The sequence below is a fragment of the Bradyrhizobium sp. WYCCWR 12699 genome, from assembly GCF_032144035.1.
In the GTDB taxonomy this organism is placed as follows: Bacteria; Pseudomonadota; Alphaproteobacteria; order Rhizobiales; family Xanthobacteraceae; genus Bradyrhizobium.
The window spans coordinates 189517-203228 of sequence record NZ_JAVTJN010000030.1; the positions used below are offsets into that span (position 1 = coordinate 189517).

Consider the following 13712-nt stretch of genomic DNA (forward strand, 5'->3'; position numbering starts at 1 on the left):
AAGCTCCATGCCGTGTGGCCGCGCGCGCTACGCCTGGGGCGGAAAGGCGTCGATCCGAACGCCGCCTGCGCGCTCTTGATCGAGGCCATCGGCGAGCGCGCGCGCGATTTCGACGTGATTCATTCTCATGTGGATTGGTTGCCTCTGCCGGTCCTGGGCCGCACTGGAGTTCCGTTTCTGACGACCATGCACGGGCGGCTCGACCTTCCGGGGCTGCCCGATGTGATCGGCACTTTCCCGAAGGCTCCTTTTGTCTCGATCTCGGACAACCAGCGGCGTCCGCTCCCGGACGCGAATTGGATCGCGACGATTCCGCACGGGCTGCCCAAGGATCTGTTTCGTCCCTCCTACGAAGCCGGATCGTACCTGGCCTTCCTCGGGCGGCTGACGGCGGAGAAGGGGCCTGAAGCAGCGATACGCATCGCGCGGGCGGTTCAGATGCCGCTCCGGATCGCCGCCAAGATACCCCGGGCCGAAACGGCCTACTTCAAGAAGAAGCTCGAACCCGAGATCGATGGAGAGACGGTCCAACTCATCGGCGAGGTGGACGAACTGCGGAAGCAGCCGTTCCTCGCCGGCGCCTCCGCCTTGCTGTTTCCGATCGATTGGCCCGAGCCCTTCGGCCTGGTGATGATCGAGGCGATGGCATGCGGGACGCCGGTGATCGCCTATCGCTCCGGATCGGTGCCGGAGGTCGTGGAGGACGGCGTCACCGGATTCATCGTGGACGGCGAGCAGGAGGCGATCGAAGCAGTCGAGAAGGTCATCCGCTTGGACCGACGAAGGGTCCGCGCCCGCTTCGAGGAGCGCTTCGTCGCGAGCCGAATGGCGAAGGAATACGAAGAACGATATCGCGAGCTGGTCGCTGGCAGGTAGCGCCTCCGAAGGAATCGTTCGGCCGAAACAAAGCGGCCCGCCCGGCGTACCGGACGAGCCGCTCGTTAAATCGGCCTGCGATCAGTGCTGTGCAAACCTTGGTGGTCTTTACGGCGGACTCGGCCTCCGTCTTGGTCTTGTAGACGCCGTTGCCCACCACTGTCGTGGTGGTGGTCGTCGGCTTGGTGTCGACGACGGTGCATTTCTTGGTCGTCGCATCGCGGACGATGTAGAACTCGGCGGCACTGGCGGCCTGGGTGCCGAGAGCGAAAGCGGCGAGCGCGCCGCACACGACCAGCTTCTTCATGGAGTTCTCCTCAAGCAGTTGTAAAGTGGCTATTGCTAACGAGGCGGACGCGGCAGAAATTCCACTTTTCCCGGTCTGGAAGCCATGATGGAACCGCTTTCAGGTGGTCTGCTTGCCCCCCTTGATGACCTGAAATCGCGGTCCGGCCAGCCTGTTTGGCGGCACGACAACCGGCTCGAAATCCGTGTCCTGTCCTTGCGCGCCCTTGCAATTTGGGCAGACGAAGAGGTGCGCGATCATCGTCGTGGGATTGTCCCGGACGAGTTCGGACCGAAACCATTTCATTGTTACACGGCAATTTGGACAGCTAGGATTGCCGACGTCCCCCAAGGAATGCCTTAGTCGTTTCATCGGCCGCCCCGCGGGCGCAACTTCCGCTCCTGTTCATAGGCCGGCACCCGCGGCTCCGCTTCGGAACGGCCCTTGGGCCATTCCGAATCGATGCGAAGAAGCGGATCAGGCCTTGGCCTTGACCGGGAGCCGAAAGGGCGCCCCCAACCGGTTGAACGCGTTCATGGCCGCAATCGTGATCGTGAGGTCCACGAGATCCTTTGGGGCGAAAGCCGCGCTTGCGGCCGCATAGGCCTCGTCGGAGGCGTGCGTCTCGCTGACGAGCGTAACTTCCTCCGCCCACGCGAGGGCAGCCCGGTACTTGTCGGGAAACAGGTGGGGCACCTCGGCCCAGACTGGAACGAGGGCGACTTTTTCAAATGACATCGTGGCCAAGAGGTCCCGGGTGTGCAGGTCAATGCAGTGCGCGCAGCCGTTGATCTGCGAAACCCGCAGGAAGACGAGGTGGATCAGTTCGTGGGGCAGGTCGGTACCCGTGGTGATGTAGTGGTGGATGCTGAAGAGCGCCTTTGCACCGTGGGGTGCCACTTCGTTCCAGACCAGCCGCTTGTTCTCGCTCATGACGTGCCTCGTTGTTCGGAACGCCGGAGATTCGACGCTCGGAGCGATGACGGGCCAAGCGGTCAGGGTGTGACATGACACTCGGCGGTTCCATTCAAAGCGGCCGATGTCACATCCACGCAGGTCCGATCGTCTTATTCTCGGGTTCGGGATGCGCGAGCGACGGTGACAGCGGATATGATCTGCGAGGAAATTGGGCGGATGGAGGCGATGGACGATCAGCGGACCACCGAGTTCGAAGCGGAGCGCAGGCGCCTGACACGCTTGGCCTATCGGATGATGGGCTCGCTCACCGAGGCGGAGGACGTCGTTCAGGACGCATGGCTACGGTGGGTCGGGGTGGAGGGTGGCGTCGATTCGCCTCCCGGCTATCTGACCCGCATTGTCACACGCCTGTGCCTCGACCGACGCCGCTCCGCGCGGGCGCGCCGGGAAACCTACGTCGGACCCTGGCTGCCAGATCCTCTCGTCGGTTCCGTGGAGCCGAACGAGACGGTCGCCGACGACGTCACGGTCACGTTGATGCTGGCCCTTGAGCGCCTGTCGCCTCTTGAGCGGGCCGCTTTCCTTCTCCACGACGTCTTTGACGTGCCGCTGACCGAAGTGGCCATCACGCTCGGCCGCCAGCCGGCAGCTGTTCGTCAGCTCGCGGCGCGCGCCCGCAAGCACGTGCAGACCGCACGTCCCCGCTTTGATGTCGAACCCGCGGATGCGGATCGGATCACCCGTGCTTTCTTCGCCGCAGCACGCGACGGGGACGTGGCGGCGCTTTCGGCGCTGCTGGCAAGGAATGTCGAGATCCATACCGATGGCGGCGGCAAAGTCCTTGCTTTCCGCAATGTCATTCGGGGGGTCGAGCGGGCCCTGCGCCTATTTGCTAGGCAGCGACGCAAATACGTCGTACCGCCGAAGCTGCTTCGTGTCGTCACCATCGACGGCCTGCCAGGCTACGTTAGCCTCGATGGACGCGGCGTTCTGCAGACGACTGCGCTCGACATCCGCGAGGACGGTATCACCGCGATCTACATCGTCAAAAACCCGGACAAGCTGTCGCACTTAGCGACAGAAATGGAATTTCCAGCTCGCATCTCGCCGATACCGCCAGCTTCATGAACTGCCCGAGTGACTGCGGCAACGTGGAGAGTCGTTCGATGGGCTGCATATGAGGCTCGCCCACGGTCGACGTCCGCTCCGGGTCATTCGCGTCGATCTGACCGCGTTCTCCGCACGTCCGGTGTCGCCTCAATTGCTGCCATGCTGAGCTCGACTTTCCTCCTTCGCCTGAGGACAAAAGCCCTCACTACAACCTTCTTACATCGCGCCATCGGTTTTGCATTTTAGCGGCATTGCATGCGACCGCTTCCCCTCCGGATATTCCGCTTGCAGAAGGATGAATTCTGACAGGCGTTCTTCCCTAACCACATCATTCCCTCCTATTGACACCTGCCGCAAATGGGCAAATCCTTTCCAAAGCGAATTTTCAGCACGATAAATTTCGGCGCTAAGGCCTTTCTTTGGCGCCTTCTGAATCCATTTGCTTCTAACCGAAAGCGGAGGGGCCCATGCGCGCGCTCGCTTTAAAAAGCGTCTCTCTTCTCCTCGCCACTCTTGCTTCGATCTGCGCCACGGCCTGCGCCCGCGCACAGGATGCGACCGACGAGCAGTTTGGCAAGGTGCACTTCCAGACCACTTGCAACGAGGTCGCGCAACGCCGCTTTGATCGCGGCATGCGCTACCAGCACTCGTTCTGGTACCGGCCTGCGAAGGAGATTTTCAAGGAGACGTTGCAAGCCGATCCGGAATGCGCGATCGCCTTTTGGGGCATTGCACTGAGCCTGCTCTACAATCCTCATTTTCCCGCACCGAAGGAAAATCTCGCCGAGGGCCTCGCCGCGCTGCAAAAAGCCAAGGCACTCGGCGCCAAGAGCGACCGCGAACGAGACTATGTCGACGCACTGCTGGCCTTCTACTCGGGGGACGAGAAGACGACGTTTGGCCAGCGGGCACAGGCCTATCTCAAGGCAACCGAGGCCGTCGCGGAGCGCTATCCCAATGATGACGAGGCGCAGATCGCCTACGCCATCACCCTGAATGTCACGGCCTCACCAAACGATAAGACGTATGCTAACCAGCTCAAGGGCGCGGCCATCCTGGAGCCGATCTTCAAGCGGCAGCCGCGGCACCCCGGCGTCGCGCATTACCTGATCCACCTCTATGACTATCCGGCGATAGCGGAGCAAGGCCTCGACGCTGCCAAGCGCTATTCCGAGATCGCGCCGGCGGCGCCGCACGCCTTGCACATGCCGTCACACATCTTCACGCGCGTCGGCTACTGGAACGAATCCATCGATGCCAATAGCCGTTCCGCCAAGGCTGCCAAGGAGGGCAAGGACCCTAGCGAGCAGCTCCACGCCGACGACTACATGGTCTACGCCCTGCTCCAGCTTGCACAGGACAGCCGAGCCCGCGACGTCATCGCGGACATGCTTGCGACCACGGGCTATGCGCCGGCCGTTCGCGCCGGCCCCTACGCGATAGCGGCGAGCCAAGCGCGCTACATGGTCGAGCGAGGTGATTGGCCGAGGGCTGCCGCACTGAAGGTCGAGCCGAGCCGGTTTGCCTATGTCGATGCGATCACCTACTTCGCCCGCGCCCTCGGCGCCGCGCGCTCCGGCAATGCCGACGCAGCGACGGCGGACATCGCCAAGCTGGCGGAGTTGCGGGACAAGCTGCAGCAGGACAAGGACGCCTATTGGGCCGAAATCGTCGAGATCCAGCGGCAGGTCGCCACAGCCTGGCAGCTCAACGCCTGGGGGAAACCGGCGGACGCGTTGGAAGCGATGCGCCTTGCGGCCGATGCCGAAGACAAGACCGAGAAATCCATCGTCACGCCTGGACCGCTTGCTCCGGCACGCGAGCTTTATGGGACCATGCTGCTCGAACGCGGCATGGCGACGGAGGCATTGGTCGCGTTCGAAAGCACGATGCGCAAGGAGCCCAACCGGTTCGGCGCGATGATCGGCGCGGCTCACGCCGCCGAGAAAGCAGGGGATGCCGTGAAGGCACGCCAGTACTATGCGAAGGTGGTCGACATGGCACGGGATGGCGACTCCTCGCGGGAAGATCTGGCGGCCGCACGAAAGTTCATGGCTCAGAATTAGAGAGAGTTCGGCGGCAGGTGCTATGCGTCTGACCAGCAAATTCACCGCGATCGGCGCAGCCGCGGCACTGTTCTGTGCGGTCGCTGCGGTCTGGATGCTGCGATCCGGCGACCTGACACGTGCAACAGCGGCAACCGGGCAGATCCGCCCGGTGTGGACGGAAACCGAGTGGCCCTTCGGGGTAGATCCTTGGGGGAAAGGCAAGGCGTTTCGCTGCAATGCCAACGATTGCGGCGGTGAGGTCCAGCTTTACGTTCGCGCCAAGCTCGGCTTTTGCAATTGCACCACCGGCGTCGCCGACGATACTGACCTCGAGCAAATGGGCGACTTGGCGCTGATTGGTAAGACAACGCCGATCGGTGCCGGTCGGGAGATTGTCGTTGGGCCCATGCAAGGCCGCAGCCGCGCGTATCGGGTCGAGGGAAATGGTAACGCAGCGCTTTCGTTCGCTTTCAATCAGCGCTGCGACATGGTGGCTGCAACGGCCTTGGTTGGACGGGGCGTACCCGGCTCACTGGAGCCAGCGGTGCTGGCATTCCTCAACAGCGATCGCATGTTGAAGTGGGCCGAGATCGCGTTAGGTTTATAACTCGGCGCTACCTCGAAGCTCGCATTTCGGCACGTCAGCGTCGCTCCCTAATCCCCGAGCACAAATCCGCAAACTTAGCATGCCTCAATCGTAAGATCGGGAAAACTCGGCTAAGATGCTACTTTCCCTTGTTGGGGGCATTTCATGTTCGACATGGCAACCACGGCGCTTTTGCGCGCGGTTTTCGACGAAGTGTGCGAGGGTCTTCCGCAGCGCGAGATCGGCGCGCGGACGCATGTGGCTTCGAAGATCCTGGAGGCCGCCAATGGCGGCGAGCTCTGTCCCGAGGACCTCAGACAGGTCGGCCGCAAGGCCCTTTCGCACGCGCCCACCATGTGGCGCTAACTGAAAACCGGGACGCGGGCGTGAACTTCCAGGTCACCGTTTTGAAGATTTTGGCGGCATATCCGGACGGGTTTGCCGTCATGGAGGACCTCAAGCGGGACATGGCAATTCTGGCGACCAGTGGCCGCGATTGGGCGGACCGGACCAGGCGGCTCGCGGCACGGGTTCCGGATCTCGACATCTGGTCACAAGGGCTGGTCGAACGCATCAGCGGCGGCTGGAAGATCACTGTAAAGGGACGGGCTGTGCTCGAGTTCATGGAAGCTCGCCCTGCTGCGCCGGAGCCCATTCCGGTGCCTTCGGTTGAGCAGACGGTCGTCGCTTCGCCGACACTGGTTCCTCCGCTGCGGCAGCCGGCCGACCGGGCCAAGCGCCGCCGCGAACGTCGGGAACGGCGCCGCGAGGCGCGCGAAAGGGCTAGGGCCAACGCTTCCTAAGTAGGATCAGGCCAAGAAAAAGCCGCCGGTACGCGCGGCGGCTTGGATAGTGCCGGACTGCCGGTTACTTCCCCAGCCCCAAGCGTACCGCCGTTACCTTGTTTGCGGCCATGCCAGTCCGACCTACCGGACGAGCTTCGATTCGGCGATCGGCGAGCCGAGTTGTGCACCGGCTCCTACAAAGCCGGCAGAGGTCCAACGAGGAGGACGGAAGGCGAACCCGCGCGGCATCACCAGCTGCGAACGCCCCCGGCCCGTACCATGTCCAGCACACCGGATTCGAACGGAGGGCCCGTTTCCGCCGACGAGAGCACCTGCCGTTTCAGCCGGTCCGGCAGCGATCAGGACACAAGGAGGGCGCACGGGCGCTCAATGGCCGCCGTGGCATGGGATCAATGAACATCCCTAGGGGCACAGATGTCCAGTGGTGGTGATGATGTCGCCCAAGTCTTCCGCTGCGACTGCGAACTCGGCTCTGTAGGGGTCTAAAAGAGCCCGGACGCGATGAGGTGAACCTGCTGCAGGTTGGGAAGCTGGCCCGCGGACGGTGATATAGCGATGGTGACGAGGGGCCGGCTGGGCGTCGCCTTCGACACCCCGGCCGATCCGACCCCGTGGCGGCCTGCGACACACCGCGGAAGACGCCGCCGATGGGGCGGCCGATTAAATCGCTCCGGTGGTGCGCTCGCGGACAACTCCCTTCACGACAGGAAAGTCGCGCCCGACGATTTTATCGAGCCGGATCCACGTCGGCACCTCCTTGATCAGGCGACGATCTGTCCCTTCCACGATGATCTCTTTGCCTTCGACCTGCCGCCACGGCAGATATCCCAAGTACACCGCAACGAAATCGGCGATTTTGCCGCGGAAAGTAACGTCGACTGCGAAGCCGGGATCCTTGGCGCAGACGTCTACGCCCTGCGGATCGAGGACCAGCCACAGAATGCTGTACTTCGTTCGGTTGGCCGGCACGCCGGCGAATTCGAAGCGAGCGACGACTTTCTTATCAATGGCGTCCCGAACCGCCCTCTTTCGGAAACCCCATACAAGGAAGAAGGGATCAAGGTCCGTCGGCTTGATCGCATCCCGCGCGTGTACCAGACCCCAATGTCCCATCTCGCTGACGATCGGCCGGAGTGCCTCGCCAGCGGGGGTAAGCCAATATTCGTGTCCAGTCCCGTTGGACCGCGCGCGCCTTTCGATGATTCCTTGATCTTCCAATTCGCGAAGTCGTGTCACAAGGACCGCTCTCGAGATAAGCGGCACGCCACGATGAACATCGTTGAATGTTCGGTTGTCAGCCATCAATTCGCGCAGGATCAGCGGCGTCCAACGCATCGCCAGTACCTCAGCCGTTTTAGCGATGGGGCAAAATTGGTCATAGCCGTCTTGCATGATCGCGATTGAACCACCGAAGGCTTTGCTTCGCTAGGGTGCGTACTCATAAACTCTGCCGCTGAGAGTAGGCGCACCTATGTCCGCTTGTCCCCCAACAACGGCGCGAAAGCGGACATTGTCGGACTTCCGAGATGGGTCGACGCTTGGCCGCGACCGGCGTCAATGTCAGGAATTTCGTCCACTGGTAAGGCGTATGATCCTGCCAGTCGGAATTGACGAGTTAACGGGATGCATCGCGACATCCGCCCGTCAGAGCGGGGCTCCGATCATTCGGGTAACGTTGGCGTCAGTAAATCGGGGGACATCGTCCATAATTGCGTCGGTGTCGGCGGATGCAAGCGCAGCGTGAAGCGAAGCCTCATCGCGAAACCGATAAAACCCGACGGAAACATCTACCGAATTGACGTCTCGAGGGAAGAAGGCGGCGGCGCTTTCGAGGCCATGCTTCTGCCAGCATGCGAGCGCCAACGGTAGATGCACGTCGACATAATAGTCGCGATCGAAGTATGTGCCGCCGCTGCAGGTCACGACCATTGTTGCATTTGCCATCAGACGACTTTCTACAGAACCTTCGCATTCAGCGCGCGTCCGCTGTTTATGATTGCGATCGATATGTATGTCGGCCGCCGGACGGCCCTTGCCCGGTTTACGCGAACCGTGTGAATCGTCCGGCATCGCGCTGCCCCGCCGATTCGGGCACATATCGAGGATGAGACGGCGGCTTGGACTCTGTTTCGAAAAGACGCGCGGAGGACCGAGCGCCCAGCCGGTGCCGTGCAACCTGCATGTCGACGGCGCGAGCCGGCGCCGTCCCGCTCATCTCAATCCTCGTCTTGCCACCTCCGCAAGGCCGTCTGGTCGTGGTAAGGCATGCGATCTGGCGTGGTGATGAATTCCATCGTGGTGCCCCATGGCATTCGGCAGTAACAGACCTTGTTTCCAAGACCTTTCTCGGTTGCGTAAGGAATCGCGCGCGGCGCGGTGAGGCGTGTGCCTCCGGCCTTTTCGAAGCGCGTGACCGAGGCGTCGATGTCGTCGGTGTAGACACCGAAATGCGTGATGCCGAAGTCGCTCGCTCGGATCGGCTGGGCTTGTTGGGGGCCGTGCATTTCGAACAGCTCGATGTCGGGTCCGGTGCCGATCTTGACCATCGCCTGTCCACGCACGACCGTTCCCGGGAACGCTCCGACGGCCCGCTCGAATTCGGGGCCTTGCCGCGGCGGATCCTGCGGCCCGAAGGACTGATAGATCACCTGGCCGCCGAAAGCTTGCACCAGGAACGATTTCGCGGCTTCTATGTCGGGCACCGTGATGCCGATATGGTTGACGCCGCGGATGATAGGTGTGGTCATGACGGGTTGTCCTTTCTGATTGAATTGATCGATCGTGATGAGTGCGGGGCTCTGTTGCCGCAGTGTCGCGATTTCTCCGGCCCACAACGACACGGGCGCCGAGTTTCAATGGGCTCCGATGAACTCGATCAGAGCGGCTGCGACTGCATCCGGCCGCTCGTCCGCGACATAGTGGCTACAGCGGGCGATCGAGCCGCCCGTTACGTTGCTGGCGAATTCCTCGACCATCGGCACCATATGCGGACCAAAGCGATGATCCCCGCCGAGAGCCAGCACCGGGATCTCGAGCGGTTGCTTCTTGTACTCAAGCGCCGCTGCGTGGTCGGCGGCGAGGGTGCGATACCATTCCATGCCGCCGCGGGTGCGGCCGGGGAGCGCCATTGCTTTGGCGTAGATCTCGACATCCGCCGGATCGAAGCTGCTGTGATCGTAGAACCGCTCGGCCATGAAGCTCGAAACATAGTCGTATTCACGGCCATGGATCAGGCGCTCGGGGAGATCCCGGCTCATGTGGAAACCAAAGTGCCAGAGCGTTGCGATCGTCGCCTCCCATCCGCTCCAGCCGGGAAGCGGAACGTCCAGAACGGCCAGGTGGGTTACGGCCTCTCGATAGACAGCAGCCAGCGGCAAGGCCACCATTCCGCCGATATCATGGCCGCACACTGCGTAGCGTTGATGGCCAAGGGCAGCCATCACTTCGTGCGCGTCGCGCGCCATTGTCGCCTTGTCGTAGCCGCCGAGCGGACAGTCGGAAAAGCCGGCGCCGCGCAGATCGATCGCGACCACGCTGAAATGCGCGGCCAGTTGCGGCATCACATGGTGCCATTCCCACCATGTTTCCGGCCAGCCATGCAGCAGAAGAATCGACGGGCCTGAGCCGCCCGTGACGGCGTTGATCTTGATGCCGTTCACCGGCACCAGCTGTTGGGCAAAACCCTTCAGAGTCGCGATCATGGTCGCTGTCCCGTCGATGTTGACGTTCGATCGGAGCTCGCGACCCGCGTTCCGGGCGGGTCGAAATCGGTAGCGATCGTGATGTCGTGCCAGGCGTCGATATCGCTGCGGAAGGCAGCCAGCTTTCGCTCGGCGGCAGCATGCGCGACCGGGCCGAGCGGCAGGTGAAGCGGGGCGTCGTCGTCGTCGACGGCGCGCAGGATCACTGCGATCGCCTTGTCGGGGTCGCCCGCCTGATTGCCGTTATTGGTTTCGCGATAGTGCCTGCGCGAGGTCCCGGCATATTCCGGCATCTCGTTGGCGGCGACTGTGATCGAACGGCCGAGGAAATCGGTGCGAAACGGCCCAGGCTCCACGATCAGCACTCGGATGCCGAACGGCTTCAACTCGCTGGCGAGCGCTTCGGAAATCCCTTCCACGGCGAACTTGGCGGCGTTGTAGTAACCGCCGCCTCCGCCGCCCGAGATGCCGGCGACGGACGACATATTGACGATCGCTCCGCCCGAGCGCCGCATGACGGGCAGGGCGGCTCTGGTGGTTTCGATCAAACCGAAGAGGTTTACCTCGAACATCGGCCGGTATTCGTCAGACGTCCCCTCCTCAATCGCGCCATGCAGTCCGTATCCGGCATTGTTGACGAGCACGTCGAACCCGCCGAAGGTCTCGACCGCTTTTGCGACCGCGGCCTTGGCTGCCGCCGCATCGGTCACGTCCAGTGGCACGGTGATCATGCGGCCGTCGAAAGGCTCGGCCATATCCTCGATCGTCTTGACACTGCGGGCCGTCGCGACGACCTGATCGCCGCGCTCCGCCGCCGCGAGCGCGAGCCGCTGGCCGAAGCCGCTTGAGCAGCCTGTGATGAGCCAAGTCTTCATGCTTTCTTCTCCGAGTTGTTATCAGACGATGCAAATCGTTCGCCGCTATTGCGACCCGTGATATCGGCCAAGGCCGACCGACTCTCTGCGATCAGAGGCCATGCTCAAGAACTCACCGCTCGGCCGCCCTGGATGACGACGACGCGGCTGCCGATCTTGACCCGGCTATAGAGATCGATGATGTCTTGGTTGATGAGTCGAATGCATCCGCTCGAAACGGCGCGACCGATTGTCTCCGGCTCGGTCGTCCCATGAATGCGGAACATCGTGTCCCGTTCGCCCTGAAAGAGGTACAGCGCGCGTGGTCCGAGGGGATTGCCAAGCCCGCCGGCCATTCCGCTGGCGAGATGGCCATAGCGCGCAGGCTCCCGATTCATCATGTTCTTGGTCGGAGTCCAATGCGGCCATTCCGCCTTTCGCCTAATGGTCGCGGTGCCTGCGAAAGCGAGACCATCCTTGCCAACGCCAATGCCGTAGCGCATGGCCTTTCCGTCGCCCTCGACAAGATAGAGCTGATGAGCAGCCGTATCGATGACAATCGTCCCGACAGGCTCATTCGTCGTATAGTCCACGCGCTGGCGCAACATCGCCGGATCGACGCGGGATATGTCGACGGCTGGTAAGGTGTAAACTCCGTCGACGAGTTGCGCGTACTCACTCGGCGTGCTGATGATATCGGCCTCGACGAGGCCGCTGCGACTGGCACAACCCGAGAGAACGATCGCCATTGCACCGAATACCGAGAACCGCACAGAGCGCCTGGCATCTGAGTTCCTCATATCGAACCGTAACCTTCGCCGCAGTCCAATCGGTGACTCTGTTGCTGATATCCGAACATTGAAGCTCCCAGGAAAGCCAAGCGTGCCATCGGCACAACTGCAATAGGAACCAATTGGTTCCTAATTTTGCTTTTAAAAAAGCATCTCCATCAGGAGATCGGCATCTTTCAGCATCTCGTCGCGGCGTGATCCAACTTTACCAAGCACCCGCATGCCTTGTGCATGTGAGACGATAAAGTGCGCGATGACTTCAGGATCGGACCTATTGGCGATTTCGCCGGCGGCCTGTCCTTTCGCGATCGTTGCAGCGAACAGGGCTTGAAGCCTGGAGAAAAGACGCTTGATCACCTCTGCGATGTCGGGATCTCCCGGCAACATCTCGGCAGCCGTCAACACACCGAAACAACCGCGCACCCCTTTTTTCCCAGACGACAAATCCGCATACCGCACCAACGCGTTGCGGATTGCCGCCTTCGGCGAGGGGTCTGATCGCAAAACCTCCTGGACGTTTCGTACGCCATCGTCCGTGTAGAACTCGAGGGCGCGCAGGAAGACAGATTTCTTGTCACCGAAAGCCTTGTAGAAGCTGCCCTTCGAAAGCTGCATTCCGGCAAGCAGATCAGGCAACGATGCGTCGTGAAACCCACGATCCCAAAAGATTTGCATCGCTCGCCTCACCGCCTCGTCGAGATCGAATTCACGGGGGCGTCCCACAGGAAGTTTGGTATTGATGGTCATCATACGGGCAATATAAACCAAACGGTTCCTAATTGCAATAGTCGATTTATATGCAGGCCTGCGTTGCTCAGGCTGTGGGGACCGTCCAAAATTTTCGTTCGGCCTCAGTAACGGCTCCCGGCATCGCCTCGTAGTTGGTTACATCCTGTCCGACGCCGCCTCGCAAAGGAGGCGAAACGACAATCATGATGCTTCCCCTCTGCTACGCCGTGGCGTGAAAACATAATGACCAGGCGGACGGGTAACTGCCATCCAGGAAGAGACCACATGACGCTCAGCACTACACGTCCTTCTCCGAAAGCCAATGCCTGGCTCAAGCGCTACTATTTCATTCGCTCTGCCGTCGCGGCTCTATGGGCGGTTGCGGCCTTGACGATCGCCAGAGACCGTTCCCATCTCGCGGCCATCCTGCTGGTTGCCTATCCCTTGTGGGATGCCCTCGCCAACTATCTCGACGCGCAACGCAGCAGTGGGCTTGCTTCGAGCAAGAGCCAGATGGTCAATGTCATCATTAGCATTATTACTGCAATAGCGGTCACCATCGCGCTGACGCGGAGCATGAATGCCGTGCTTTTGATCTTCGGGGCATGGGCGGTCGTCGCGGGGCTTCTTCAGCTTGCGACCGGCGTGGGCCGCTGGGGATCGGCCGGCGCACAATGGGCGATGATCCTCAGCGGCGCACAGTCGGCGCTGGCGGGGTGCTTCTTCGTCTACCGGGCGGGGGTTGTTACCAATGTCGGGATTAGTGACGTTGCCGGCTACGCCGCGTTCGGTGCCTTCTACTTTATGGTTTCGGCCGTTTGGCTATGGAGCACCGGCTTGCGTCGCTCTTCTGTGCAAACCACTGCGTAGCACACGTTTGACGGACCTTCATCATGAAGGACCGGCAGCTGTCTTCGATACCGCCGGTTAGCCGATTGATGGTCCCCGCATCAGCCGTCAGGACGGCCCAGCCATCGCGCTGGCGCCGTCCTATCGAGAAAGATCAC

16 protein-coding genes and 1 pseudogene are annotated in these 13712 nt (G+C 61.7%); 7 read left to right on the forward strand and 10 right to left on the reverse strand.

All coding sequences use genetic code 11. The annotated features are described in order from the left end of the window. Window positions 1-876 (forward strand): glycosyltransferase family 4 protein (locus tag RPS27_RS11685; RefSeq protein WP_313754013.1); only part of this gene is annotated, 876 nt, incomplete at its 5' end. An 88-nt stretch (window positions 877-964) separates the two neighbouring features. Here the strand turns inward: RPS27_RS11685 and RPS27_RS11690 are convergent. The 3 genes and pseudogenes from RPS27_RS11690 to RPS27_RS11700 form a co-directional block, all read right to left on the reverse strand. Continuing rightward, a pseudogene (locus RPS27_RS11690) lies at window positions 965-1183 on the reverse strand (hypothetical protein); the annotation flags it as partial. A gap of 99 nt (window positions 1184-1282) precedes the next feature. Beyond that, complete coding sequence (locus RPS27_RS11695) at window positions 1283-1423, reverse strand: hypothetical protein (protein ID WP_244439193.1); 141 nt, start codon at window positions 1421-1423, stop codon at window positions 1283-1285. Between the two features lie 216 nt (window positions 1424-1639). After that, window positions 1640-2095, reverse strand: coding sequence for a carboxymuconolactone decarboxylase family protein (locus tag RPS27_RS11700; RefSeq protein ID WP_028141951.1), 456 nt, complete (start codon window positions 2093-2095; stop codon window positions 1640-1642). Window positions 2096-2272: 177 nt separating this feature from the next. On the opposite strand from RPS27_RS11700, the gene sigJ reads away from it, so the two are divergent. The 5 genes from sigJ (at window position 2273) to RPS27_RS11725 (ending at window position 6627) form a co-directional block, all read left to right on the forward strand. Continuing rightward, window positions 2273-3208: an RNA polymerase sigma factor SigJ gene (gene sigJ, locus RPS27_RS11705; RefSeq protein WP_049801899.1), complete on the forward strand. Its 936-nt coding sequence runs from the start codon at window positions 2273-2275 to the stop codon at window positions 3206-3208. Window positions 3209-3657: 449 nt separating this feature from the next. Further along, entirely contained in the window at window positions 3658-5256 is a 1599-nt protein-coding gene (locus RPS27_RS11710) for a hypothetical protein (protein ID WP_028141952.1), read from the forward strand. 22 nt (window positions 5257-5278) lie between these two features. Beyond that, window positions 5279-5845: a hypothetical protein gene (locus RPS27_RS11715; RefSeq protein ID WP_028141953.1), complete on the forward strand. Its 567-nt coding sequence runs from the start codon at window positions 5279-5281 to the stop codon at window positions 5843-5845. Window positions 5846-5989: 144 nt separating this feature from the next. Beyond that, window positions 5990-6190 carry a hypothetical protein gene (locus RPS27_RS11720; RefSeq protein WP_028141954.1) on the forward strand — a complete coding sequence of 67 codons (201 nt, stop codon included), beginning with the start codon at window positions 5990-5992 and terminating at the stop codon, window positions 6188-6190. A gap of 20 nt (window positions 6191-6210) precedes the next feature. Next, window positions 6211-6627 carry a hypothetical protein gene (locus tag RPS27_RS11725; RefSeq protein ID WP_028141955.1) on the forward strand — a complete coding sequence of 139 codons (417 nt, stop codon included), beginning with the start codon at window positions 6211-6213 and terminating at the stop codon, window positions 6625-6627. Between the two features lie 663 nt (window positions 6628-7290). Here the strand turns inward: RPS27_RS11725 and RPS27_RS11730 are convergent. The 7 genes from RPS27_RS11730 to RPS27_RS11760 all read right to left on the reverse strand — a co-directional run bounded on the left by RPS27_RS11730 (window position 7291) and on the right by RPS27_RS11760 (window position 12726). Continuing rightward, window positions 7291-8022, reverse strand: coding sequence for a helix-turn-helix domain-containing protein (locus RPS27_RS11730; RefSeq protein WP_313754014.1), 732 nt, complete (start codon window positions 8020-8022; stop codon window positions 7291-7293). 252 nt (window positions 8023-8274) lie between these two features. Then, window positions 8275-8700 carry a hypothetical protein gene (locus RPS27_RS11735; RefSeq protein ID WP_223153792.1) on the reverse strand — a complete coding sequence of 142 codons (426 nt, stop codon included), beginning with the start codon at window positions 8698-8700 and terminating at the stop codon, window positions 8275-8277. A 146-nt stretch (window positions 8701-8846) separates the two neighbouring features. Beyond that, window positions 8847-9377 carry a VOC family protein gene (locus RPS27_RS11740; RefSeq protein WP_026192141.1) on the reverse strand — a complete coding sequence of 177 codons (531 nt, stop codon included), beginning with the start codon at window positions 9375-9377 and terminating at the stop codon, window positions 8847-8849. A 105-nt stretch (window positions 9378-9482) separates the two neighbouring features. Further along, window positions 9483-10331, reverse strand: a complete 849-nt coding sequence (locus RPS27_RS11745; protein ID WP_011090907.1) for an alpha/beta fold hydrolase — start codon at window positions 10329-10331, stop codon at window positions 9483-9485. Continuing rightward, the gene (locus RPS27_RS11750) at window positions 10328-11206 is read right to left on the reverse strand and encodes an oxidoreductase (RefSeq protein WP_212452491.1); all 879 of its coding nucleotides are present in this window, start codon (window positions 11204-11206) and stop codon (window positions 10328-10330) included. Before RPS27_RS11750 ends, RPS27_RS11745 begins: the two co-directional genes overlap by 4 nt. Before the next feature lie 104 nt (window positions 11207-11310). Beyond that, the gene (locus RPS27_RS11755) at window positions 11311-11985 is read right to left on the reverse strand and encodes a L,D-transpeptidase (protein WP_271609485.1); all 675 of its coding nucleotides are present in this window, start codon (window positions 11983-11985) and stop codon (window positions 11311-11313) included. Window positions 11986-12117: 132 nt separating this feature from the next. Next, on the reverse strand, window positions 12118-12726 hold the full coding sequence (locus tag RPS27_RS11760; protein WP_212452494.1) for a TetR/AcrR family transcriptional regulator: 609 nt from the start codon (window positions 12724-12726) through the stop codon (window positions 12118-12120). 264 nt (window positions 12727-12990) lie between these two features. Here RPS27_RS11760 and RPS27_RS11765 point away from each other — a divergent pair, with 264 nt between their 5' ends. Further along, on the forward strand, window positions 12991-13575 hold the full coding sequence (locus RPS27_RS11765) for a DUF308 domain-containing protein (RefSeq protein ID WP_009734588.1): 585 nt from the start codon (window positions 12991-12993) through the stop codon (window positions 13573-13575). Window positions 13576-13712: the final 137 nt, after the last annotated feature.